The sequence below is a fragment of the Streptomyces sp. NPDC006510 genome (assembly GCF_040611955.1).
In the GTDB taxonomy this organism is placed as follows: Bacteria; Actinomycetota; Actinomycetes; order Streptomycetales; family Streptomycetaceae; genus Streptomyces.
The window spans coordinates 1-22,562 of the sequence record NZ_JBEXPH010000141.1 but is presented as its reverse complement, the minus strand read 5'-3'; the positions used below and the strand labels follow the sequence as shown (position 1 = coordinate 22,562).

Genomic DNA, 22,562 nt, shown 5'->3' with positions numbered 1-22,562 from the left:
CGGCGGAGCGCCCCGGCCGTCCGGCGCGCCCGGCACATCGGGCCCCGGCACGGGCGGCAGCGATGCGGGGGGCTCCACCGGGCCCGTGACCCCCTCGGCACCCGGGTCCACCCCACCCGCCGGGCCCGCCGTACTGACGGTGGGCACCCCCGTGCGGGCGGCGGCGGACGAGCGCTGGTGCGAGAAGGTGACCGTGGAGTTCCGGAACACCGGCGGATCGCCGGCGCGCTCGGGAACCGTCACCTTCGCCACGCACGTGATCGGTGCGCTGGGGGTCGACTGGGCGACCATCGAGTCGACCGGGCCGCTGCCCGCACCGATCGGCGCGGGAGCGGCGCGGACGGAGACGTACACCGTCTGCGTGGACGCCTGGCGGGTGCCCCTGGGCATGCATGTCGAGACCCGGGACGTCACCGCCGCATTGAAGTGACGGGTGGACTTGAGCGGTGCGAGGTGACCGGGGGCCGGTCAGCCGAGCGCGAGCCAGGCGACCGCCGCCAGGGCGACGACCACCACGACGACGGCGGCGATCACCCCGACACGCGGTCCGGACGAGGCGGCCGGCTGCTGCCGGCGCTGCGGCTCGCCCTCGTCGACGAAGGCCCGGAACATCTGGGTGCTGCCGGCCGGGTCGTGGTTGCCCTCGGGGCCCTGCGGGGCGTGGGGGTTGTGTGCCATGGGCCAGGACCCTAGCGAACTCGGCGTTGCGGCCCAACCCCCGGGTCCACAAAGGGCCGAGGCCAGGGCCGTGGGGGCGGTGAGGAAGCGGTCCGCGTCCGGCAGCGGAGCAAAAGTCGTGGAGCGGGCCGGCGGGGCTACGGTGAAGAGGATTCAGGTACGTAAAAGGGCCACTTGTAAGATCCGGTGCGAGCCGGCCCCGGCAACTCCCCCCCTTTGTACGGGACTTGCCGTGCAACCCTTTCCCCTTCCTCGCGCAGGCCCACGCGCAGACGGGTGCCCCGGCTCGGACCCGGGCGCAGGCACAGCCCCGGGCCCGGCCCCGGACCCGGATCCAGACCCGCGCACACCTCGCGCCCGCCCCGGACCGGAGTCCCACCCACCCCATCTGTGGTGCGAGACACATCCCTCCTCACCCACACCCCGGACGCTGGGCCTTTGACCCGGGCCGTACGCATCCTTTTGTTTTCCTTTACTTCTGCAAGCCCCTTTTCGTTTGCCTGTAGCAACCAACGGCTTCTATGGTTGCCCTAAGCAACAAGATGAACCGGTGAGATGTTCTGGGGGTCCCGTGGCCGCACGGAGTCAGTACGAAGAACTGGCCCGGCAACTCAGCGCCGTCGGAGCCGTCAAACGGGGTCTCGCCCGCATCCTGCCCGCCGAGTGTCCGGGCGGCTCCGTCGCCGTACTGTCTCTCCTCGGGCAGCACGGCGAGATGCGGATCAGCCGGCTGGCCGAGCTGCTGGACGTCGACATGTCGGTGACCAGCCGCCATGTCGCCCATGTGGCGGAGCGGGGCTGGATCGAACGGTCCTCGGATCCGGCGGACAAGCGGTCCCGCATCCTGCGGCTGACCCCCGCCGGGCACGACGTGCTCGGCGACCTGAACCGGCGGATCACCGAGATGTTCGCCTACAACCTCTCCGACTGGTCGGACGACGAGGTCGGACAGCTCAACACGCTGTTGGCCCGGCTGCGCGACAGTTTCGCCTGTCGCGGGCCCAGCGGGTGCGGCCCCGGAAAGCACAGCGGCGACTGCCGTTCCCGGCCTGCCGACAGCGACGACGACGCGCACACCCGTACACCCGTGTAACAGAAGCAAAGACAAGGACTTAAATGGCTACGACCACACCGACCGGTGTGCGGGGCGGCCACGCCAAGCACGGGGGATCGTCCGATCCCTCGTCCGGCGCGCCGATGACACACCGGCAGATCATGGAGGCGCTGGCCGGGCTGATGCTCGGCATGTTCGTCGCGATCCTGTCGTCGACGGTCGTCTCGAACGCACTGCCCGAGATCATCTCCGACCTCGGCGGCGGCCAGAGCGCCTACACCTGGGTGGTCACGGCCTCGCTGCTGGCGATGACCGCCACCACCCCCCTGTGGGGCAAGCTCTCCGACCTGTTCAGCAAGAAGCTGCTGGTCCAGATAGCCCTCGTGATCTACGTCGCGGGCTCGGTCGTCGCCGGTATGTCGACCAGCAGCGGCATGCTGATCGCCTGCCGTGTCATCCAGGGCATCGGCGTCGGCGGCCTCTCCGCCCTCGCGCAGATCGTGATGGCGGCGATGATCGCCCCGCGTGAGCGCGGTCGCTACAGCGGATACATCGGTGCGGTGTTCGCCGTCGCCACCGTCGGTGGTCCGCTGCTCGGCGGTGTCATCACCGACACCAGCTGGATGGGCTGGCGCTGGTGCTTCTACGTCGGTGTGCCGTTCGCCGTCATCGCGCTGATCGTGCTCCAGAAGACGCTGAAGCTCCCGGTCGTGAAGCGCCAGGTCAAGGTCGACTGGTGGGGCGCGTTCTTCATCAGCGCCGCCGTGTCGCTGCTGCTGCTCTGGGTGACCTTCGCCGGTGACAAGTACGACTGGCTCTCCTGGCAGACCGCCGCGATGCTCGCCGGCTCCGCCGTGCTCGCCGGGCTCTTCATCGCCGTCGAGGCCAAGGCCAGCGAGCCGATCATCCCGCTGCGCCTCTTCCGTAACCGCACCATCACGCTGGCCTCGCTGGCCTCGCTGTTCGTCGGTATCGCGATGTTCGCGGGCACCGTCTTCTTCAGCCAGTACTTCCAGCTGGCGCGCGGCAAGTCGCCGACGATGTCGGGCGTCATGACGATCCCGATGATCGCGGGTCTGTTCATCTCCTCGACGGTCTCCGGCCAGGTCATCACCAAGACCGGCCGCTGGAAGGCCTGGCTGGTCAGCGGTGGCTTCCTGGTCACCGCCGGGCTCGGCCTGCTGGGCACCATCCGGTACGACACGGAGTACTGGCACATCGCGGTCTACATGGCCGTCATGGGTCTCGGCATCGGCATGATGATGCAGAACCTGGTGCTCGCCACGCAGAACCAGGTCGCTCCGTCCGACCTCGGCTCGGCCAGCTCCGTCGTCACCTTCTTCCGTTCCCTCGGCGGTGCGATCGGCGTCTCGGCGCTGGGCGCCGTCATGGCGAACCGCGTCACCCACTACGTCAAGGACGGCCTCGCCGAGCTCGGCCCCCAGGGCGCGGCCATGGGCCACGGCGGCACCGGCAGCGGGGGCATCCCCGACCTGGACAAGCTGCCCGCGCCGTTCCGCACGGTCGTGGAGAGCGCCTACGGGCACGGTGTCGGCGATGTCTTCCTGTACGCCGCTCCGGCCGCGCTGATCGCCTTCGTGATCACGATCTTCATCAAGGAGGTCGCTCTGAAGACCAACACTTCCAGCGAGGCCCCGGCCACGGCCGAGACCTCCATCGCCGAGGCGGTCGAGGCTCCGGCCACCACCGTCGCAGCGGTCTCCGAGGCAGCGGCCGGGGTCACCCCGGTCGACACCCAGGAGGCCCCGGTCGCCACCCTTCGGGGCACGGCCGTGCACGGTGTGGTGCGCGGCGCCGAGGGCGCACCCGTCGCACGGGCCGCCGTCACCCTGATCTCGCTGGCCGGCCGACAGCTGGGGCGCTCCGTCGCCCAGGCCGACGGCAGCTACGGTCTGGACGCGCCGGGCTCCGGCTCCTACGTCCTGATCGCGTCCGCCGACGGCTTCCAGCCGCAGGCGTCCACGGTGGTCGTCGGTGACGAGCCGCTGGCGTACGACATCCTGCTCTCCGGTACGAGCGGACTGGCCGGCGTCGTGCGCGCCGCGGAGACCGACGCGCCGGTGAACGGCGCCGTGGTCATCGTGACCGATGTGCGCGGCGATGTGCTGGCCACCGGCAAGTCCGGTGAGACGGGCGAGTTCACCTTCGGTGAGCTGGTCCCCGGTACGGTGACCGTCGCGGTGAACGCCGCCGGGTTCCGTCCGCTGGCGCTGCCGGTGGAGATCGGCGGCCAGGGCGTCACCCGGATCGAGGCCGCGCTGCAGTCCGGTGCGCTGGTCCAGGGCCTGGTGCGGGCCGGGGCCGCCCGGCGGCCGCTGCCGGACGCCCGGGTCACACTGGTCGACGCGGCCGGCAATGTGGTCGCCACCTCGACGACCGGGGAGGACGGGGCGTACGCCTTCACCGACCTGGACTCGGGCGAGTACTCGGTCATCGCGGCCGGCTACCCGCCGGTGGCGAGCGCGCTGACCGTGGCCGGTCGCGGGGTCGACGGACACGACATCGAGCTCGCCCACCCCGGCGAGTAACCACAGACCCCTGGCGGGTCGGCGTTTCGAGCGGAGACGCTGTACCGGCCGGTGGAAATGGGCCCCGGTGGCGGGACGGCAGGCAGGGGACGGCCTGCCGTCCCGCCCCGGGGCCCGACTCATTGAGTCGTTGAGCAAGGAGAGAGAACGGGATGGGACTTCGCGCACGGGTACGGACGCGGGACGGCTGGGCGGTCCAGCACGCGGTCGTGACGGTCACCGACATGACCGGCGCGCAGGTGCTGCGGGCCACTGTCGACGAGGACGGGACGGTGCGGACCGGCGATCCCCTGCAGGCCGGCGCGTACACGGTGATCGTCACGGCGGTCGGGTACGCCCCCGCCGCCTCCACCGCCCTCGTCACGGCGAGCGGGCGGGTCGAGGCCGGCACGGTGGTGCTGGCCCGCCAGGGCGGTGTGGAGCTGCCGCCGCCGGGCACCTGGTCGCTGGACCCGGCACACTCCTCGGTGGCCGCGGTCGCGCAGCACCTGGGGATCTCCAGCGTGCACGGCCGGTTCACGGAATTCAGCGGCCGGATCGAGATCGCGGAGGACATCGAGCGGTCCCGGGTCGACGCGGTCATCAGTGCGGCGAGCATCGACACCGGCAACGGCATGCGCGACAAGCACCTGCGTTCGCCCGACTTCATGGACTCGGACCGGTTCCCGGAGATCACGTACCGCTCCAGCGGGCTGACCCCGACCGGACCCGACCGCTGGCTGGTCCACGGCGAGCTGTCGCTGCACGGTGTGGTGCGCCCGGTCGACCTGAACCTGAGCTACCTCGGGACGGGCCCGGACCCGTGGGGCGGGGTGCGGGCAGCCTTCAACGCCACGGCGGAGCTGCGCCGCGAGGACTTCGCCATGAACTACAACCAGGTGGTGCAGGCGGGCATCTCGGCGATCGGCACGACGCTGCGGGTGGAGCTCGACATCCAGGCCGTCCAGGGTGAGTCCCTGCCGTCGTAATCTGCGGACACAGCACCCCGTGTCGCATCGACTCGCCGGATTCGGTCGAGCCGCTCGTCGAGTACCTCCGGAACATCTCGGGTGAGCACCCGGACCGGGACAAGTACCGGGCGGCGACGGTGAAGCAGGGGACGTCGATCACCGGATCACTCCGGTGCGGTGGGGGCCGGTGGCCACCGGCGGCTTCCCGGCCCATCCGGCGTCCGGCGGCCGGTCACGCGGGTGCTGAGGGGCGGGGCTCCTCACCTCAGCACCCGCACCGCCCCTCAGCCGTCCCGCACCGCCCCTCAGCGGTCCCGCATCGCCTCGATGCCCGCGATCAGCAGGTCCAGCGCGAAGGTGAAGTCCCGGTCGCGCATCTCCTCGACCGTGTCGCCGCCGCGGGCGTCCATCAGGTCCTGCGAGGACTCCACTATCTCCTTGAGCTGCGGCTGGGCGCGGATCATGGCCATCGCCTGCCGGTAGTACTCCTCCTGGCTGATTCCCGCCGCCGCGCTGCGCTGCGCGAAGTGGCCCTCGATCGTGCCGAATCCGTACACGAACTGGAAGACCGCGGAGAGCGCGCCGGTCTGGCGTTCCAGCGGCAGGCCGGTCGCCCGGATCACGTCCTGGACGGAGTACGACATCAGCATCGCGTGCGGGCCGATGTTGAGGAAGTGCCCGGCGAGCGACGACACCCAGACGTGCCGGACCAGCAGCTCCCGGTACTCGGTGGCCAGCCCGCGCAGCCGGTCGTGCCAGTGCGCGTCCTCCCGAGGGGGCGTGAACTCGCTGTAGGCCGCGTCGAGGGCCAGCTCCAGCAGGTCCTCCTTGGTGTCCACGTACCAGTACAGGGACATCGCGGTGACGTCGAGCTCGGCGGCGAGCCTGCGCATGGAGAACTTGGCGAGTCCCTCGGCGTCCAGCAGCCGGACCGAGGTCGCGGTGATCCTGTCCCGGTCCAGACCCGCCGCCTGGTCCGGTTTGCGGGTGCGCGACGGTGTCCGCTGGTCCAGCCACACGCTGGTCCTGGCGGGGTTCTTCACACGGTCGGCCGCGGACACCATGGCGCACTCTCCTCGTCTTGCCGGCGGGGCGGACCGGCCACGTACGCGTGAATCGCGCACGGAACGGATTCGTACGGTCCGGTGCGCCCCCTCCCCGATGCTATGCCGCCGCCGCGGTGCCGGTGGAGTCCGCCCGGGAGGATTCCACCCGCTCCGCGCGGCGCAGCAGCACGGCGGCGAGCAGGCCGCCGACCAGCACCGCGACCGCTCCGAAGAGCTGGCTGGTCTCCAGCCCGGAGGCGAAGGCGTCCGTGATCCGCGCCCGCTCGCCGGCGTCGGTGGCCGAGGCGATCGCGGCGGGCAGCGACGCGGCCCCGACAGCGGCCGGCACCAGCGCCGCGAACCGCGCGTTGAGCACCGCGCCGAGGACGGCGACCCCCAGGCCGTTGCCGAACTCGGCGAGCGTGCCGTTGACCCCGGCGCCCACCCCCGCCTTCTCCGGCGGGATGGCGCTCATGATCGCGTTGGCCATGGCGGGCATGGCGACCGCGATGCCCGCGCCCATCACGACCAGGCCGAGCAGCATGCCGCCGTAGCCGTCGCCGCCGAGCAGCGCGATCGCGGCCAGGCCCGCGGCCAGCAGGCTCATCCCGGACGCGATGGTGACCGGCGTTCCCAGCTTGGGCACCAGCCTGGCACCCAGTCCGGTGAGGTTGAGCGCGACGACGCTCAGCGCCAGCGGAGCCGTGCGCAGACCGGCCTCCAGCGGCTCGTAGCCGAGGACGAACTGGAGCTGCTGGGTGAGCAGGAAGAGCGAGCCGCCCATCCCGAAGGCGACCAGGATCGCGCCCGCGACCGCGCCGACGAACTTCTGGTTCCGGAAGAAGTGCATGTCCAGCATCGGGTACGGGATGTGCAGCTCCCACAGCACGAATCCGGTGAGGACGGCGACCCCGACAAAGGCGGTCAGCAGCACCCGGCCCGACGCCCAGCCGTGCTCCGGGCCGGAGATGATCGCGTACACGACGGATGCCATGCCGATGGTGGAGAGCAGCGCGCCGAACAGGTCGGGGCGCTCGCCGCCGGCGTTCTTGGACTCCGGGACGAGCCGGGCCACGGCGACCAGTCCGATGACCGCGACCGGGATGTTGATCAGGAAGATCGCGCCCCACCAGAAGTGGTCGAGCATCACTCCGCCGATCAGCGGTCCGACGGCGAACCCGAGCGAGCTGACGGTCGACCAGATGCCGATCGCCTTGACGCGCTCGGTCTCGTCGAAGATCTGCACGACGACGGCGAGCGTCGTGGTCATCAGCAGCGCACCGCCGATGCCCATGCCCGCGCGGGCCGCGATCAGCTGTGCGGACGTCTGGGCCAGTCCGGCCACCAGCGAGCCGATGCCGAACAGGGCGAGCCCGGCGATCAGCATCTTCTTGCGGCCGTAGCGGTCGGCGGAGCTGCCGGCCGTGAGCAGCAGGCCCGACTGGACCAGCGAATAGGCGTTGATCATCCACTGCACGTCGGCGGTGGAGGCGTCCAGCTCCCGGGTGAGGGAGGGGATCGCGACGTTGAGAACGGTGTTGTCGAGCAGCACGGTGAGCTGTGCGAGACAGATGACGCCGAGGATCAGCCAGCGTTGCGGATGGCTCGGCGACGAGAGGTGGTTCTGCTCGGCGGCGGTCGCCGTCATACGGACTCCTGATCCCTTATACGGTGTACGAGTAGTAGGCGTTGTACACCGTATAGCCGACCTGTACGGCGTACAACGCATTTACCCGCGGTACCGTGCTCGCCGCTGATCCGACAAGGGCTGGAGTGGTATGTCACTGCGTCGTCGTACGGTGGAAGTGCTCCTCGCGGCAGGGCTGTCGGTGACCGCCCTCGTGCCTCCCGCAGCGGCCGCCGGGGAGGAAGGGGAGGGGCACGGGCGCGCGGTGCCGCTGCGCGTGGCCACGTACAACATCCATGCGGGTGCCGGCATGGACAACGTCTTCGATCTCGACCGGCAGACCGCCGAGCTCCGCTCGCTGGACGCCGATGTGATCGGGCTCCAGGAGGTCGACGTCCACTGGGGCACCCGCAGCGAGTGGCGCGACCTGGCGGGCGAGCTGGCCGAACGGCTGGACATGCAGGTGTCGTTCGCCCCGGTCTACAGCCTCGATCCACAGACCCCCGGTGCGCCGCGACGCGAGTTCGGGGTCGCGGTGCTGTCCAGGTACCGCATCGTGAGCGCCGAGAACCACGAGATCACCCGGCTCTCCACCCAGGTCCCGAACCCGGTACCGGCGCCCGCGCCCGGCTTCGGCGAGGTGGTCGTTCGGGTGCAGGGGCTGCCCGTGCATGTCTACGTGACACATCTGGACTACCGCGCCGACCCGTCCGTGCGCAGCGCCCAGGTCGCCGACACCCGCCGGATCATGGCCGAGGACCAGGAGTCGGAGCGGCGGCCGGTGCGGCAGATCCTGCTCGGCGACTTCAACGCGGCGCCGGCCGCGCCTGAGCTGGCACCGCTGTGGGAGACGCTCGACGACGTCGAGCCCGGCGGGCCCACGTACCCGGCACAGGATCCGGTGCAGCGGATCGACTACGTGGCGGTGTCGAAGGATTCCGTGCGGGTACGTGACGCGGCGGTGGCCGAGACACTCGCCTCGGACCACCGCCCGGTCGTCGCCGATCTGCTGCTGCGGCGCTGAGCCTCAGCTGCTCTTCTTCGGCCGGGTCAGGTCGTAGAAGGTGGCGCTGCCCGCCGTGACCTCCTCGAAGTTCTCCGCCACCCAGGCGGAGATCTGCGAGGAGGTGCCGCTGTTGCCCCCGCCCCCACCGCCCATCCCGCCCGCGATGAAGTAGTGGATCCTGCCGTCCTCGACGTACTGCTTGAACTGAGCAAGCGTCGGGGACGGGTCGCTGCCGTTGAATCCGCCGATCGCCATCACCGGGTAGCCGGTGGCGAGTTGGTAGCTCGCGGCGTTCTGGGATCCGATGGCGGCGGCGGCCCAGGTGTAGTCCCCGGCGCGCTTCTCCAGGAGCTTCCGGGCCTCGGAGCCGACGGACGCGCCGTTGAGCAGGCCGCCCATACCGCCGCCGTCGCTTCCCGGGAAGCCGCCTCCTGCGAAGCCCTCACCCATGCCGGGCACGGCTCCGGGCCGCTGCCCGTTCTGCGACGTGCCGGGCCGGCCCTGCGTCTGGCCCTGGCCCTGGCCCTGGCCCTGGCCGGGCGGGATGCCGGTCGGGGGCTGCCCCATGCCACCACCCTGCTGATTGCCCTGCTGGTTCCCCTGACCGGGGGGTCGCATGCCGCCGCCGGGACCACCACGGCCGCCGCCACCGCCGGGGCCACCCATGCCGCCGGAGAGCGGGCCCGCCGTGACGATCGAGCCCTGGTGTCCGGTGTTCAGCGTGCTCACGGTGTACGCGGCCGGCCCGGCCAGCGACGCGGCGAAGCCCAGCCCCACGGCTGCGAGCGCCATTCGACGCCCCAGCCGGGAGACGAGCAGCAGCCCCAACGCGCCGACGATCCCGGCGACGAGCACGGCCGTGCGCAGCCACGGCAGGTAGTCCGGGGTCCGCCCCAGCAGCACGTACGCCCAGTACGCCGTCACAGCGACCGTGCCGCCGAGCACGGCACCCGCCCACCAGCGGGACCGCTCCTCCCACAGGACCGTGGCGCCCATGCCGATCAGCGCCGCGAGGTACGGGGCGAGGGCGACCGTGTAGTACTGGTGGAAGATGCCAGCCATGAAGCTGAAGACGACCGCCGTCATCAGCAGCGAGCCGCCCCAGGCGAGGAACGCCGCACGGGCCGTGTCGGTACTCCCCCAGCGCTTAATGCCTGGGAGGTGCCCCCCTGCCCGCCAGGTCAGCCAGACGCCCGCGACCAGCAGGATCAGCGCGGCGGGCAGCAGCCAGGAGATCTGGCCGCCGATCTCGGAGTTGAACATCCGGCCGAGGCCGGTCTCGCCCCACTGGCCGCCGGACCCGCCGCCCGGTCCGCCCCCGCCGCCGACGCTGCCGGTCTCGTCGCCGTTGATCCGGCCGAGGCCGTTGTAGCCGAAGGTCAGTTCAAGGAAGGAGTTGTTCTGCGAGCCGCCGATGTACGGGCGCGACGAGGCGGGCAAGAGTTCGACGATCGCGACCCACCAGCCGCCCGCGACGACCATCACGAGGGCCGAGAGCCCGAGTTGGCCGAGCCGTCTGCGAACCGGGACCGGCGCGAACACCGCGTACAGCACGGCCAGTGGCGGCAGGATCAGGAACGCCTGCAGGGTCTTCGTCAGGAAGGCGAACCCGACCGCGACTCCCGCCCACACCAGCCACTTGGTGCGGCCGTGCTCCATCGCGCGCAGCACGCAGTAGACCGTGACGGTCATCAGCAGCGCCAGCAGCGCGTCCGGGTTGTTGAAGCGGAACATCAGCGCGGCCACCGGCGTGAGCGCGAACACCACCATCGCGATCAGCCCGGCCACGGCGTTGAAACGGCGGCGTACGCCCGCGTACAGCACCCCGGCCGTGGCCACGCCCATCAGCACCTGCGGGGCCAGGATCGCCCAGGAGCCCAGGCCGAGGATCCGCACCGACAGGGCCATCGGCCAGAGCGCGGCCGGGGGCTTGTCGACGGTGATGGCGTTGGCCGCGTCCAGCGAACCGAAGAAGAGGGCCTTCCAGCTCCGGCTGCCCGCCTGCGCGGCGGCGGAGTAGAAGGAGTTGGCGTATCCGGAAGCGCTGAGATTCCACAGGTACGCGAGCCCGATGACCAGCAGCAACGCGAGAAAGGCCGGCCTCGCCCAGCGCGGGTCCTCGGGCCTGCCCCGCCACATGCGGTGCGCCAGGGACCTGTTCGGGCGTCCGTGGGCCGGTGCGGCGGGCGGCGCGGGCGCCGGCGGGGCCGGGAGGTGGTCGGGATGCAGCGTGGTCATCGGACGTTCCCCGGTTCGTGGTGAGTGTCATCGGCGTGCCCCGCCGGGCGGCCCTCCGCGGCAGCCCGCTCCGGGAAGATCCAGGCGCGGAAGAGCAGGAACCGCAGCACCGTCGCCGCGAGGTTGGCCGCGATCAGTACGGCGAGTTCCGTGGCGTGCGACGGAGATCCGGACGCCGCTCCCAGCGCGGCCAGTGAGCCGCTGGTCAGCGCGAGGCCGATGGCGAAGACGACGAGGCCCTGCGCCTGATGGCGTACGGCTCCACCCCGGCCCCGTACGCCGAAGGTGAGCCTCCGGTTGGCTGCCGTGTTGGCGACGGCCGACACCAGCAGCGCGCCGCCGTTGGCGGTCTGCGGGCCGACGCCCAGCCGGAACAGCGAGTACAGGGCGAGGTAGCACAGCGTGGAGAGCGCGCCGACGACACAGAATCCGACGAGCTGCCGGGCCAGGCCGCCCGGCACCCCGCTCAGCGCACGGTCGCGCGGATCGTCCCCGAAGGGCCGGGCCAGCCGGTCCAGCGGCAGTGCGCCGACCGCCAGCGCCCGCCCCACCCGCCACACGCCTTTCAGGTCCTCGGTCGCCGTCCGCACGATGTGGACGGTGGAGTCGGGATCGTCGACCCAGTCGACCGGCACCTCGTGGATGCGCAGCCCGGCGCGTTCGGCGAGCACCAGCAGTTCGGTGTCGAAGAACCACCCCGAGTCCTCCACCATCGGCAGCAGCCGCTCCGCGACATCGCGCCGGATGGCCTTGAACCCGCACTGCGCATCGCTGAACCGGGCGGCCAGCGACGAGCGGAGAACGAGGTTGTAGGCGCGCGAGATGAACTCCCGCTTCGATCCCCGCACCACCCGCGAACTACGGGTCAGCCGGGAGCCGATGGCCAGGTCGGAGTGGCCCGAGATCAGCGGCGCGACCAGCGGCAGCAACGCGTTGAGGTCGGTGGACAGATCGACGTCCATGTAGGCCAGCACCGGGGCGTCCGAGCCCGACCAGACGGTGCGCAGCGCCCGCCCCCGGCCCTTCTCCTCCAGCCGGTACGACCGCACCCGGGGCAGCGCCGCCCCGAGCCGGGCCGCCACCTGCGGTGTCCGGTCGGTGCTCGCGTTGTCCGCGACGGTGATCCGGAAGGTGTACGGGAAGGTGCGCGCCAGATGGTCGTGCAGGCGCAGCACACACGGTTCGAGGTCCTTCTCCTCGTTGTGGACGGGTACCACCACGTCGAGTACGGGTGCACCCGCCGCATCGACCGCTCCGGCGAGGAGGTGGTCCCGGGCCGGCAGGGTGCTCCAGGGAGTGTCGGTTCGCATGTGACCGACGCTCGCCGACCCCGCTGTCACGCCGGTGTGCTGAGCCTGTCCCCCTGCTGTGAGTGCGGAGCGGCCGGGGGAAGCGCGGGCAGCCGGACGGCGAACACCGTGTTTCCCGGCGCCGAGTTGACCTCGACCCGGCCGCCGTGCGCGGCGACGACGGCCTGCACGATGGCGAGGCCGAGCCCGGTGGAGCCCGCGCCGCGGGACCGCGAGGCGTCACCGCGCGCGAACCGTTCGAAGACGTGCGGCAGCAGCTCGGGCGGAATGCCGGGCCCGTCGTCCGCGACCTCCAGCGTCACCCACGGCCGGCCGGCCGCGGCCCGCACCCGGACGGTGACGGTCGTGCCGGGCGGGGTGTGGGTACGGGCGTTCGCCAGCAGATTGACCAGCACCTGGTGGAGCCGGGTCGGATCGCCGTGCACGGTCGCGGGCTCGTCCGGCAGTTCGAGGCGCCAGTGGTGGCCGCGTTCCCCGGCGGCGCGGGCATCGCTCACCGCGTCGACCACGACCGGGGAGAGGTCGGTGCTCTCCAGGCCGAGGGGGCGTCCGGCGTCCAGCCGGGCGAGCAGCAGCAGATCCTCCACCATGCCCGTCATCCGTTCCGCCTCGGACTCGATCCGCCCCAGGGCGTGCCGGGTGTCGGGGCCGGTCTCCTCGCGTCCGCGCCGGGTCAGTTCGGCGTAGCCGCGGATCGAGGCCAGCGGGGTGCGCAGCTCATGGCTGGCGTCCGCGACGAACTGCCGTACCCGCGTCTCGCTCTGCTGTCGTGCCTCCAGCGCCGAACCGACGTGGCCCAGCATCCGGTTGAGCGCCGCGCCCACCTGGCCGACCTCGGTCCGCGGATCGGACTGGGCCTGCGGGACCCGCTCCAGCAGGGCCACCTCACCGCTGTGCAGCGGGAGTTCGGAGACCCTGGTCGCGGTCGCGGCGACCCGGCGCAGCGGCCGCAGCGCGACCCCGACCATGGCGGCGCCCGCGATCCCGGCCGCGATCAGTCCGGCGCCGGTGACGCAGACCTCGACGAGGATCAGGGTGGTGAGCGCGGAGCCCACCTCGGAAGCGGGAAGGCCGACGAGGACGGTCGTCCCGTGCGGGTCCGTGACCGCCTCCACCCGGTTGGACCCGAGCCCCGGCAGGTCGACGCTCCTCGCCCCGCCTCCGGGAGTGACACCGGCCGCCGCCAGGGCGCTCTGCTGGGCGCCGGTCATCGGCTGCCCGCTGTCCTCGGACCAGGGCTCCGGTGTGGTGGTGCTCTCCACGACCATGCGCGACGCGGTGACCGAGCCGCCCGCCACCACGGCCCCGAAGGCGCCGACGGGCAGCCCGCGCGCGTCGACGAAGGCCAGCGGGTCGTCGTTGCGCGGTGCACCGGCGGGCATCGGCCCGCCACCGCTGCCGGGCGGCTTCGCGGCCCGCATCGCGATGGTGCGCAGCTGATCGTCGAGCTTGCCGTACATGTAGCTGCGGTAGGCGATGGTGGTGACCGATCCGATGACCGCGGCCACCACGGCGATCAGCGTCACCGCCGAGACGACGAGCCGGGTCCGCAGCGTCCACGGCCCCCGCCGCCGGTACGGGCGCCTACTCACCGGGTTTGATGAGGTATCCCGCCCCGCGCCGGGTGTGGATCATCGGTGAGCGTCCGGCGTCGATCTTCTTGCGCAGGTACGAGATGTACAGCTCGACGACGTTCGCCTGCCCGCCGAAGTCGTAGTTCCACACCCGGTCGAGGATCTGCGCCTTGCTCAGCACCCGCCGCGGATTGCGCATCAGGAAGCGCAGCAGCTCGAACTCGGTCGCGGTGAGATGGATGGACCTGCCGTCCCGGCTGACCTCGTGGCTGTCCTCGTCGAGCATCAGATCGCCGACGACGAGCGTCGACTCGCTGCGCACGGCCGCCGTGCCGGACCGCCGGATCAGCCCGCGCAGCCGCGCGACGACCTCCTCCAGGCTGAACGGCTTGGTCACGTAGTCGTCACCGCCCGCCGTGAGACCGGCGATCCGGTCCTCCACCGCGTCGCGCGCGGTCAGGAACAGGACGGGGACCTCGGAGAGCTCCCGCCGCAGTCTGCCGAGCACGGCGAACCCGTCCGTGTCGGGCAGCATCACATCGAGGATCACAACATCGGGCCGGAAGGCGCGCGCCATCCGGACGGCCCCGGCACCGTCCCCGGCGCTGCGCACCTCCCAGCCCTCGTAACGCAGCGCCATGGACAGCAGCTCGGCGAGCGGAGCCTCGTCGTCCACCACCAGCACACGGACGGGGGTGCGGTCCGCCCTCAGCAGTTCGGTACGCCCCTGGGGCGAGGTCGTCGTCATGCCCCAACCCTGTGAGGCTCCTCTGAAAGGCCCCTTACCCGATTCTGTGAATTCCCTGAGAAAACCCGGAAGGAGCGGCCCGCGCCGGGAGGTCAGTCCAGGCCGAACAACGCGCGCGCGTTCCCGTGGCAGACCGCCCGCAGCCAGTCGTCCCCGAGCTCCAGCCGTTCCAGCGCGTGCAGTTGATGCGCGTACGGATACGGAATGTTCGGGAAGTCCGTGCCCAGCAGGATGCGGTCCCCGAGCGCCGCGAGCCGCACGCGCTCGGCCGGCGGGAACGGATGGAAGTCCTCCGTGAAGTCCGTGAACGCCATCGTCGTGTCCAGCCGCACCCGCGGGTACGCCTCCGCCAGCGCCAGGAACTCCGCGTACTCCGGCATCCCCATGTGCGCCACGATCAACGGCAGCCGCGGATGCCGGGCGAGCAGCCGGCCGACCGGCTCGGGGCCCGTGTACTTGCCGGGCGCCGGCCCCGATCCGCAGTGCATCACCACCGGAATCCCGGCCTCCGCGAGCAGCCCCCAGACCGGCTCCAGGAGCGGGTCGTTGGTGTCGTACGCGCCGACCTGGAGGTGTGACTTGAAGACCCGCGCCCCCGCCTCGACGGCCTCGCGCACGTACCGCTCCACGCCCTCCTCCGGGAAGAAGGTCGCGGTGTGCAGGCAGTCCGGCACCCGGCGGGCGAAGTCGGCCGCCCAGCCGTTCAGCCAGGCCGCCATCCCGGCCTTGTGCGGGTAGAGCATCGAGGTGAACCGGAGCACCCCGAACGAACGCAGCAGCGCGAGCCGTTCGTCCTCGTCGTGCCGGTACTCGATGGGCCACTCCATCCCGGTCAGCGGCCCCGCCGAGTCGAAGTACGCCCAGACCTTGGCCAGCACCCGCTCCGGCATGAAGTGCGTATGGACATCGATGATCCCGGGCAGCCCCAGCCGCTCCCTGAACCGCACGACGTCGTCGGCATCACCACTCATCCCGCGCTCCTCCCACCGTGCTCACCGCCCGTACCGATCCGACGATCTCAGAACAGCCCGCCCTGCACGCCACCGCCCCCGATGTCGGCCACCGGCACCCCCACCCCGGCCCGCGGGTCCGCCGCCGCCAGCTCCCACCCGGTCATCAGCCGGGTGTCCAGCACCACGACCCCGTCCGCCGTCGCCAGATGCAGATCGGGCCCGGCCGCCGCCACCAGTCGCCCCGCCACCACGCCCCCGGCCACCAACTCGGTGACGGCCCACGCCACCTCGACCGCGCCGTCGAGCCCGAACACCCCGGTGTGATCAACCGCCTCGAAGGGCAGCCGCTCCAGCGACTGGGGCCACCCGGCCCCCTCCAGCGCCACGGCCCGCCGGTAGAGCTCCGCCACCTCGGCACCCCGCTCCGCCGCCCCCGGCAACGCCCCGCGCACGGCCCGCTTCCTCGCGTACGGAATCCGGTCCGGCACCCCGAGCGCCGACCGCAGCAGCTCCTCGGTCCGCCGGCACGCCATCAACGGCCCCCGCCCCAGCCAGCTGAACACCACGGCCCCCTGCTCGCGCAACCGCGCCGCCCGCCGCTCCTCGGCGGTGATCCCGACCTTCACCATCCCCGGCCCGAACCAGGCCAGATACACGCGGTACGTCCTCGGGTCATCGGCGATCGTGTCGGCGGCCACCGAATGCGCCCGGTCCAGCCGCGCACACTCCGGACATCGCGCCCCCGTGCTCCGCCCCGACACCACGGCCCCCACCGGACACACGTTCCCGCGCGCCCCGACACAGTGCCGCTCCCCCTCGGCCCGGAACCCGAGCTCCGTCCCGTAGGCCGGCGCACTCACCCGTACGGCCCCGCCCCGCCGCCAGCCCAGCACGGGCGGCCCCTGCGCGTCCGGCCACCGCAGCCCGGTGCACTGCCACGCCCCAGCCATGAACGACCCCCGGAAAGACATTGAGCGACGTCAAGCGACGTTAGTGGACGGCCGCGGCAGCCCCGCGCCGGGACGGGAAAACCGGAGGTCGCCGGAGCGCCGCGCTAAACATTCTGATCAGCTGCTTTCCAAACATGACCGGTTGGAGAATCCACGTGTCCGACTTCGGCGACACCCGCACCACCGGCGACCCGGCCGGAGGACCGATCGCAGCCACCGAACCGTGATCATCGCGGCTGTCATCACCGGCTCGGCCACCCTCATCGCCGCCGTGATCGCGACGACGGTGGCGGGCGGCCACTCCCCGAAGGCACCCGCCGCCATCACAGCACCCCCGGCCTCGCAGCACACCTCGGCCACCCCGCGCCCCGTGCAGAGCCTTCCGGCCACACCATCCGCCCCGGCCCCTTCCCCCACGGCAGCCCACATCATGGCCGAACCGGACTCGGCCGCCATAGGAGCCACCGTCACGATCACGGGCTCCGGCTTCGCGGCCGGAGAACAGGTGCGCATCACGTTCAACGGAACGTACGGCGCCACGCTCGACCTCCGCGACGTCCCGGCCGGACCGGACGGCGGCTTCGCCGCAGAGGTCACGGTCCCGAAGGACAGCGTCGATTCGGACCATCAGCAGTCGTTCGAAGTCCGCGGCCTGGACAGCGACAAGCACGCCGACACCCCGTTCCACATCACGGGCTGGGCGCGGCGCTTCACGGGCGACGCAAGAGGCCCGGCCGGTGTGTCGTCCGCCCGGCCCGCGCAGTGGGCGTACCGTGCCACGCCCCGCGTAATCTTTTCCTGTGTCCTCCCGCCTGCATCGCGTCGCCGTCCTTGTGCTCGAAGGGGCGAAGCCGCTCGATGTCGGAATTCCCGCGCAGGTCTTCACGACCCGCGCGAGCATGCCGTACGAGGTGCGGGTGTGCGGGGCGACACCCGGTCTTGTGGCCGGCGGCGAAGGCCTCGCGTACTACGTCGCCCACGGCCTCGACGCGCTCGCGTGGGCCGACATCGTCTTCGTCCCCGGCTACCGGGTCCCGGACCGCGACGACCCGCCGCAGGCCGTCGTCGACGCGCTGATCGCCGCCCACGACCGGGGCGCGCGGCTCGCCGCCATCTCGACGGGCGCCTTCGCGCTCGCCGCCACGGGCCTGCTCGACGGCAGGCGCGCCACGACGCACTGGCACTACACGCGGGCGCTCATGGCCAGGCATCCGCTCGTCCAGGTCGACGAGAACGTGCTGTTCGTCGACGAGGGCAGCGTGCTCACCTCGGCCGGCGCCGCCTCCGGCATCGACCTGTGCCTGCACATCCTGCGCGGCGACCTCGGAGTGGCCGCGTCCAACCACGCGGCCCGGCGTCTGGTTGCCGCCCCCTACCGCAGCGGCGGCCAGGCCCAGTACGTGCCGCGCAGCGTCCCCGAGCCGCTCGGGGAGCGGTTCGCCGCCACCCGCGAGTGGGCGCTGCACCGGCTCGGCGAGCCCCTCACCCTCGACACACTGGCGCGGCAGGCCGAGGTCTCGCCGCGCACGTTCTCCCGGCGCTTCGTCGAGGAGACCGGCTACACGCCGATGCAGTGGGTGATGCGCGCCCGCATCGACCTGGCCCGCGAACTGCTCGAACGCTCGCAGCGCAGCGTCGAACAGATCGCCGCCGACGTCGGGCTCGGCACCGGCGCGAACCTGCGCCTGCACTTCCAGCGCATCCTCGGCACCACACCGAGCGAGTACCGGAGCACCTTCACCCGGGGCGAGTGACCCGCCCGGCACCCCCTTGGCGGGATCCTTTTGAACCATGGCGATCCCGCCACTGTCAGCGGCGCGAGCCGCGAGCGAGCCTGGTGGCGAAGGAAAGGGACATCACTCATGACTCGCATCGCCATCAACGGATTCGGCCGCATCGGACGCAATGTGCTGCGCGCACTGCTGGAGCGCGACAGCGCCCTCGAGATCGTCGCCGTCAACGACCTGACGGAGCCCGCCACTCTCGCCCGGCTGCTCGCCTACGACAGCACGGCCGGCCGGCTCGGGCGCCCGGTGTCCGTCGACGGGGACGCCCTCGTCGTCGACGGCCACCGGATCACGGTGCTGGCCGAGCGCGAACCGGCGCAGCTGCCGTGGGCCGAACTCGGCGTCGACATCGTCCTGGAAGCCACCGGCCGCTTCACCTCGGCCAAGGCCGCCCGCGCCCACCTCGACGCGGGCGCGAAGAAGGTACTCGTCAGCGCGCCGTCGGACGGCGCCGACGTCACGCTCGCGTTCGGGGTCAACACCGACGCCTACGACCCGGCCGTGCACACGATCGTCTCGAACGCCTCCTGCACCACCAACGCGCTCGCGCCGCTGGCCGCGGTCCTCGACGAACTCGCCGGTATCGAGCACGGGTTCATGACGACGGTGCACGCCTACACGCAGGAGCAGAACCTGCAGGACGGTCCGCACCGCGACGCCCGTCGCGCCCGGGCCGCCGGCGTCAACATCGTGCCGACCACGACCGGCGCCGCCAAGGCGATCGGCCTGGTGCTGCCGAACCTCGAGGGCAAGCTGTCGGGCGACTCGATCCGCGTACCGGTGCCGGTGGGCTCGATCGTCGAACTCAACACGACCGTCGCCCGCGACGTGACACGCGACGACGTGCTGGCGGCGTACCGCGCCGCGGCGGACGGGCCGCTCGCCGGCATCCTCGAGTACTCGGACGACCCGCTCGTGTCGTCCGACATCACGGGCAATCCCGCCTCGTCGATCTTTGACTCGGCCCTCACCCGCGTCGACGGCCGCCACGTCAAGGTGGTCGCGTGGTACGACAACGAGTGGGGCTTCTCGAACCGCGTCATCGACACGCTCGAGTTCCTCGCCACCCGCTGACCGGACACCGGGGCGGCACGGCGCTTCCGGCGACCGCGCCGGGCCGGCACGGCTCACCGCCGTGCCGGCCCGGCCGCCAGGGCGAGGATGGTGTCCACGTCCGCTCCGTAGGCCTGCCTGGCCCAACGCAGCCGTCCGATCGGTCCGACGGTCGTCGCTCGAAGATGAAGATGTCGCCGTCAACCACTGCCGTCACGACATACGACAGAGGCCCTCAGGATTTCTCCTGAGGGCCTCCGACTTGCTGTGCACTCGGCAGGATTCGAACCTGCAACCTTCTGATCCGTAGTCAGATGCTCTATCCGTTAAGCTACGAGTGCTTGTGCTTCCCGGTTTTTTTCTCCCCGGTCGGCGTTGCGAGAACAACATTACATGACCTGCGCCGTGACGCGAAATCCTTTAGCCCCACCAGCTCTGAACTGGGGAAATGCCCCGTACGGCGGTGTCGTGCGAGTGCTGCCGGGGCCGTTCGGGACGGCACGGGTGGAGCGTCCGGATCCGGATACGACCGAAGCCCGGATACGACCGAAGCCCCGTGCCGGTGGCACGGGGCTTCGGTGATGAAGCGGAGGCGGAGGGATTTGAACCCTCGATGGGCTTTAAGACCCAAACCGCATTAGCAGTGCGGCGCCATAGACCGGACTAGGCGACGCCTCCAGTACACACCCCGCGCGAGCGCGAGTGGTGCGTGCAGATGATGACACAGTTGAGCGGTGCGTCACCAATCGATGCCTACGGTACTAGGCAGTCGGGTGCGAGGGCAAAGCGCCTGCGGTTGCGCAACGCCGTGGCGTGCGGAGCGTTAGTGATGAGAGGGCGCCGCCCTCCCGTCCTTCCGTCCGTTCCACCGGCACTCCGCCGCAGTGCACGAGCACAGGAGCCCGCATGTTGCGCCGCCTCGCCCTCACCGCCGTCGTGTCCCTCGCCGCGCTGTCCGCCGCCGCGCCGGCCGCGACCGCGGCCACCGGACCCCTTCCGCTGCCGTTGCCGCTTCCGCTGCCCGTGCTCCAGGAGGACTCCCGTACCCAGCTGACGATCACGGTCTCGGGCTCGGGGGACTCCGCCGCCGAGGGCACCTTCGAGTTGCGGTGCGGCCCGGCGGGCGGCAGTCACCCGGTGGCGCAGCAGGCCTGCGGCCGGCTGGACGAGCTGGCGGGCGAGGGCGCGGACCCGTTCGCCCCGGTGTCCGAGAAGGCGCTGTGCACCCAGCAGTTCGGGGGTCCGGCCACCGCCCGGGTCACCGGGACCTGGCAGGGGCGGGTCATCGACGCGGTCTTCAGCCGGAGCAACGGCTGCGAGATCTCCCGCTGGAACGACCTGCGGCCGGTGCTCCCCAACGTCCGATGACCGGGCCGGCCCGGTGACGGGGGGCGTCCGGGCGAACCGGACGCCCGCCGTGAGCAGAGGCTCGCGCCCTGCTCCGGGCACATCGACGACACATGACGGGGCGGAGTCGTACACCGTATGCACAGAACCTTGGTGAGAGCTCCCCCTCATCCGCAGCCCCACGCCCCTTCGCTGCCTTTAGACTCCTCCAGTGACAGCCTGCGGTCCGAGGGGCAAGATGGGGCCCGCTGTCGGCAAGGTGCGGTAACCAGGGAGGAAGCGTCGTCGTGAGCAGCAGGCCATCCCGAGGCGCTGCTCGCCTCGCAGCCATACTCGATGCACTCCCCGACGGGCTGCTGCTCGTCAACTGCAACGGCACGGTCGTCAACGCCAACACCATCGCGCTGGAGATGTTCGAGACGCCGGGCACCGCGCTCGTCGGTCGCGGGCTCCTGGACCTGCTGCCCGAATTCGACTCCAGGCTGATCCCGGGGTCGATGCGCCGCCCCGAGGCCGCCGACGACCGCGGCCGCACGAAGCCGACCCGGATGACCGCACGGCGGACCGACGGCACCGAGTACCCGGTCGAGGTCACCAGCGCCGGCCTGGAGGACGGGCAGGCCGCGTACAACGACTTCCAGAGCACCTACAGCGGCAGCTTCACGGGTGACGAGCTGCTGATGATCGTCGTACGGGATCTGTCGGGCACCGTGGACACCGAGGCCGAACTGGCCCGTTCGCAGCGGCAGACCGAGATGATCCTGCGGGCCGCGGCCGAGGGGGTCGTCGGTACGGACACCGACGGCCGGGTCGTCCTGGTCAACCCCGCCGCCGCGCAGATCCTCGGCTTCCGCGCCAGCGACCTGGGCGGCCAGGAGCTGCATCCGCTGATCCTGCACTCGCGGGCGGAGGGCGAGCCGTTCCCGTACGAGGAGTCGCCGCTCGCCGACACCCTCAGGTCCGGGCGCAAGCACCGGGTGCGCGGGCAGGTCCTGTGGTCCAAGAGCGGCGCGCAGGTGCCGGTCGATCTGACCACCGCGCCGGTCCGGGACGGCGACCAGCTGGTCGGCGCCGTCATGACGTTCACCGACCGCAGGCCCTACGAGGAACTCGGCGCACAGCACCGGGCCGAGGTCGCCGAACTGACGGAGCGGCACAGCACGGAGCTGGCCGACCGGACCGAGCGGTACGCGGCCGAGCTGGAGGCGCAGGCCGATCGGCTGACGGCGCTGACCGCCCGGCACACCCAGCTCACCGCCGTGCTCGGCGAATCGCTGCGCGGCCCGCTGGAGGAGCTGCGCGGCGAACTCTCGACGCTCGCCGCCGACCCGGCGGGACAGCTGTGGCCCGAGGCCAACCAGATCCTGCACCACCTGGCCGCGGGCTACGCCCGGATGACCACCCTCGTCGACAACGTCCTCGGCTACCAGCGCCTGGACGCCGGCTCCGAGGAGCTGGTCAAGGCGAACGTGCTGCTCGACTCGGTCGTGACGGCCGGTATCGACGCGGCCGTCGAGCTGATCGGTCCCGGGCGCGCCCAGTTCGCCGTGCACGCGCCGCCGATCGAGGCCGAGGTGGACGCGGCCCGGCTGGTGACCGCGCTCGCCCACCTGGTCGCGGATGTCGCCGGGGTCGACTCGACCGGCAAGGCCCGGGTGGTGCCCGGCGGCGGGCACGTCGACTCCACGGTCG

The 22,562-nt window shown here is 71.7% G+C and carries 17 protein-coding genes, 2 tRNA genes and 2 pseudogenes; 10 read left to right on the top strand and 11 right to left on the bottom strand.

Features of this window, described 5'->3' with window-relative positions:
* Positions 1-430 (top strand): annotated as a pseudogene (locus tag ABZY11_RS31680) (hypothetical protein); the annotation flags it as partial.
* Between the two features lie 38 nt (positions 431-468).
* Here the strand turns inward: ABZY11_RS31680 and ABZY11_RS31675 are convergent.
* Positions 469-678 (bottom strand): hypothetical protein, encoded by a 210-nt coding sequence (locus ABZY11_RS31675; protein ID WP_356482441.1) that lies wholly within the window; start codon positions 676-678, stop codon positions 469-471.
* A gap of 571 nt (positions 679-1,249) precedes the next feature.
* Here ABZY11_RS31675 and ABZY11_RS31670 point away from each other — a divergent pair.
* The 4 genes and pseudogenes from ABZY11_RS31670 to ABZY11_RS31655 form a co-directional block, all read left to right on the top strand.
* Entirely contained in the window at positions 1,250-1,771 is a 522-nt protein-coding gene (locus ABZY11_RS31670; RefSeq protein WP_356482440.1) for a MarR family transcriptional regulator, read from the top strand.
* Positions 1,772-1,794: 23 nt separating this feature from the next.
* A complete protein-coding gene (locus ABZY11_RS31665) occupies positions 1,795-4,281 on the top strand; it encodes an MFS transporter (RefSeq protein ID WP_356482439.1) in 2,487 nt (828 codons plus the stop codon).
* Between the two features lie 152 nt (positions 4,282-4,433).
* Complete coding sequence (locus ABZY11_RS31660; protein WP_356482438.1) at positions 4,434-5,249, top strand: YceI family protein; 816 nt, start codon at positions 4,434-4,436, stop codon at positions 5,247-5,249.
* A gap of 26 nt (positions 5,250-5,275) precedes the next feature.
* A pseudogene (locus ABZY11_RS31655) lies at positions 5,276-5,478 on the top strand (PPOX class F420-dependent oxidoreductase); the annotation flags it as partial.
* A gap of 58 nt (positions 5,479-5,536) precedes the next feature.
* Here ABZY11_RS31655 and ABZY11_RS31650 read toward each other — a convergent pair.
* Both ABZY11_RS31650 and ABZY11_RS31645 read right to left on the bottom strand, forming a co-directional pair.
* Positions 5,537-6,295: a TetR/AcrR family transcriptional regulator C-terminal domain-containing protein gene (locus ABZY11_RS31650; RefSeq protein WP_356482437.1), complete on the bottom strand. Its 759-nt coding sequence runs from the start codon at positions 6,293-6,295 to the stop codon at positions 5,537-5,539.
* A gap of 100 nt (positions 6,296-6,395) precedes the next feature.
* Entirely contained in the window at positions 6,396-7,925 is a 1,530-nt protein-coding gene (locus tag ABZY11_RS31645; RefSeq protein WP_356482436.1) for an MFS transporter, read from the bottom strand.
* A 130-nt stretch (positions 7,926-8,055) separates the two neighbouring features.
* On the opposite strand from ABZY11_RS31645, the gene ABZY11_RS31640 reads away from it, so the two are divergent.
* The gene (locus ABZY11_RS31640; protein ID WP_356482435.1) at positions 8,056-8,928 is read left to right on the top strand and encodes an endonuclease/exonuclease/phosphatase family protein; all 873 of its coding nucleotides are present in this window, start codon (positions 8,056-8,058) and stop codon (positions 8,926-8,928) included.
* Between the two features lie 3 nt (positions 8,929-8,931).
* Here ABZY11_RS31640 and ABZY11_RS31635 read toward each other — a convergent pair whose 3' ends face one another.
* The 6 genes from ABZY11_RS31635 to ABZY11_RS31610 all read right to left on the bottom strand — a co-directional run bounded on the left by ABZY11_RS31635 (position 8,932) and on the right by ABZY11_RS31610 (position 16,683).
* On the bottom strand, positions 8,932-11,148 hold the full coding sequence (locus ABZY11_RS31635; protein ID WP_356482434.1) for a glycosyltransferase family 39 protein: 2,217 nt from the start codon (positions 11,146-11,148) through the stop codon (positions 8,932-8,934).
* Positions 11,145-12,458, bottom strand: coding sequence for a bifunctional glycosyltransferase family 2/GtrA family protein (locus ABZY11_RS31630; protein WP_356482433.1), 1,314 nt, complete (start codon positions 12,456-12,458; stop codon positions 11,145-11,147). The genes ABZY11_RS31635 and ABZY11_RS31630 overlap by 4 nt, the downstream gene beginning before the upstream one ends.
* A gap of 26 nt (positions 12,459-12,484) precedes the next feature.
* Positions 12,485-14,050 carry a HAMP domain-containing sensor histidine kinase gene (locus ABZY11_RS31625; protein WP_356482432.1) on the bottom strand — a complete coding sequence of 522 codons (1,566 nt, stop codon included), beginning with the start codon at positions 14,048-14,050 and terminating at the stop codon, positions 12,485-12,487.
* A complete protein-coding gene (locus tag ABZY11_RS31620; protein WP_356482431.1) occupies positions 14,043-14,780 on the bottom strand; it encodes a response regulator transcription factor in 738 nt (245 codons plus the stop codon). The genes ABZY11_RS31625 and ABZY11_RS31620 overlap by 8 nt, the downstream gene beginning before the upstream one ends.
* A 92-nt stretch (positions 14,781-14,872) precedes the next feature.
* Positions 14,873-15,751 (bottom strand): amidohydrolase family protein, encoded by an 879-nt coding sequence (locus tag ABZY11_RS31615; RefSeq protein WP_356482430.1) that lies wholly within the window; start codon positions 15,749-15,751, stop codon positions 14,873-14,875.
* A gap of 47 nt (positions 15,752-15,798) precedes the next feature.
* Positions 15,799-16,683: a DUF2797 domain-containing protein gene (locus ABZY11_RS31610; protein ID WP_356482429.1), complete on the bottom strand. Its 885-nt coding sequence runs from the start codon at positions 16,681-16,683 to the stop codon at positions 15,799-15,801.
* A gap of 800 nt (positions 16,684-17,483) precedes the next feature.
* Here ABZY11_RS31610 and ABZY11_RS31605 point away from each other — a divergent pair.
* Both ABZY11_RS31605 and gap read left to right on the top strand, forming a co-directional pair.
* Positions 17,484-18,437 carry a helix-turn-helix domain-containing protein gene (locus ABZY11_RS31605; RefSeq protein WP_356482428.1) on the top strand — a complete coding sequence of 318 codons (954 nt, stop codon included), beginning with the start codon at positions 17,484-17,486 and terminating at the stop codon, positions 18,435-18,437.
* A 108-nt stretch (positions 18,438-18,545) separates the two neighbouring features.
* The gene (gene gap, locus ABZY11_RS31600) at positions 18,546-19,544 is read left to right on the top strand and encodes a type I glyceraldehyde-3-phosphate dehydrogenase (protein ID WP_356482427.1); all 999 of its coding nucleotides are present in this window, start codon (positions 18,546-18,548) and stop codon (positions 19,542-19,544) included.
* A gap of 247 nt (positions 19,545-19,791) precedes the next feature.
* Here the strand turns inward: gap and ABZY11_RS31595 are convergent.
* Both ABZY11_RS31595 and ABZY11_RS31590 read right to left on the bottom strand, forming a co-directional pair.
* A tRNA-Arg gene (locus ABZY11_RS31595) sits at positions 19,792-19,864 on the bottom strand.
* 246 nt (positions 19,865-20,110) lie between these two features.
* Positions 20,111-20,201: transfer RNA gene (locus ABZY11_RS31590), tRNA-Ser, on the bottom strand.
* A gap of 228 nt (positions 20,202-20,429) precedes the next feature.
* Between ABZY11_RS31590 and ABZY11_RS31585 the strand changes: the two genes are divergently transcribed.
* Both ABZY11_RS31585 and ABZY11_RS31580 read left to right on the top strand, forming a co-directional pair.
* On the top strand, positions 20,430-20,891 hold the full coding sequence (locus ABZY11_RS31585; RefSeq protein ID WP_356482426.1) for an SSI family serine proteinase inhibitor: 462 nt from the start codon (positions 20,430-20,432) through the stop codon (positions 20,889-20,891).
* A gap of 266 nt (positions 20,892-21,157) precedes the next feature.
* Positions 21,158-22,562 (top strand): PAS domain-containing protein (locus ABZY11_RS31580; protein WP_356482425.1); only part of this gene is annotated, 1,405 nt, incomplete at its 3' end.

What these genes read in the sequence shown, in the direction of transcription:
- ABZY11_RS31675 (WP_356482441.1), bottom strand. Translation starts at nt 678, where the DNA reads ATGGCACACAACCCCCACGCCCCGCAGGGCCCCGAGGGCAACCACGAC.
- ABZY11_RS31665 (WP_356482439.1), top strand. Translation starts at nt 1,795, where the DNA reads ATGGCTACGACCACACCGACCGGTGTGCGGGGCGGCCACGCCAAGCAC.
- ABZY11_RS31660 (WP_356482438.1), top strand. Translation starts at nt 4,434, where the DNA reads ATGGGACTTCGCGCACGGGTACGGACGCGGGACGGCTGGGCGGTCCAG.
- ABZY11_RS31650 (WP_356482437.1), bottom strand. Translation starts at nt 6,295, where the DNA reads ATGGTGTCCGCGGCCGACCGTGTGAAGAACCCCGCCAGGACCAGCGTG.
- ABZY11_RS31645 (WP_356482436.1), bottom strand. Translation starts at nt 7,925, where the DNA reads ATGACGGCGACCGCCGCCGAGCAGAACCACCTCTCGTCGCCGAGCCAT.
- ABZY11_RS31640 (WP_356482435.1), top strand. Translation starts at nt 8,056, where the DNA reads ATGTCACTGCGTCGTCGTACGGTGGAAGTGCTCCTCGCGGCAGGGCTG.
- ABZY11_RS31635 (WP_356482434.1), bottom strand. Translation starts at nt 11,148, where the DNA reads ATGACCACGCTGCATCCCGACCACCTCCCGGCCCCGCCGGCGCCCGCG.
- ABZY11_RS31630 (WP_356482433.1), bottom strand. Translation starts at nt 12,458, where the DNA reads ATGCGAACCGACACTCCCTGGAGCACCCTGCCGGCCCGGGACCACCTC.
- ABZY11_RS31620 (WP_356482431.1), bottom strand. Translation starts at nt 14,780, where the DNA reads ATGACGACGACCTCGCCCCAGGGGCGTACCGAACTGCTGAGGGCGGAC.
- ABZY11_RS31615 (WP_356482430.1), bottom strand. Translation starts at nt 15,751, where the DNA reads ATGAGTGGTGATGCCGACGACGTCGTGCGGTTCAGGGAGCGGCTGGGG.
- ABZY11_RS31610 (WP_356482429.1), bottom strand. Translation starts at nt 16,683, where the DNA reads ATGGCTGGGGCGTGGCAGTGCACCGGGCTGCGGTGGCCGGACGCGCAG.
- gap (WP_356482427.1), top strand. Translation starts at nt 18,546, where the DNA reads ATGACTCGCATCGCCATCAACGGATTCGGCCGCATCGGACGCAATGTG.
- ABZY11_RS31585 (WP_356482426.1), top strand. Translation starts at nt 20,430, where the DNA reads ATGTTGCGCCGCCTCGCCCTCACCGCCGTCGTGTCCCTCGCCGCGCTG.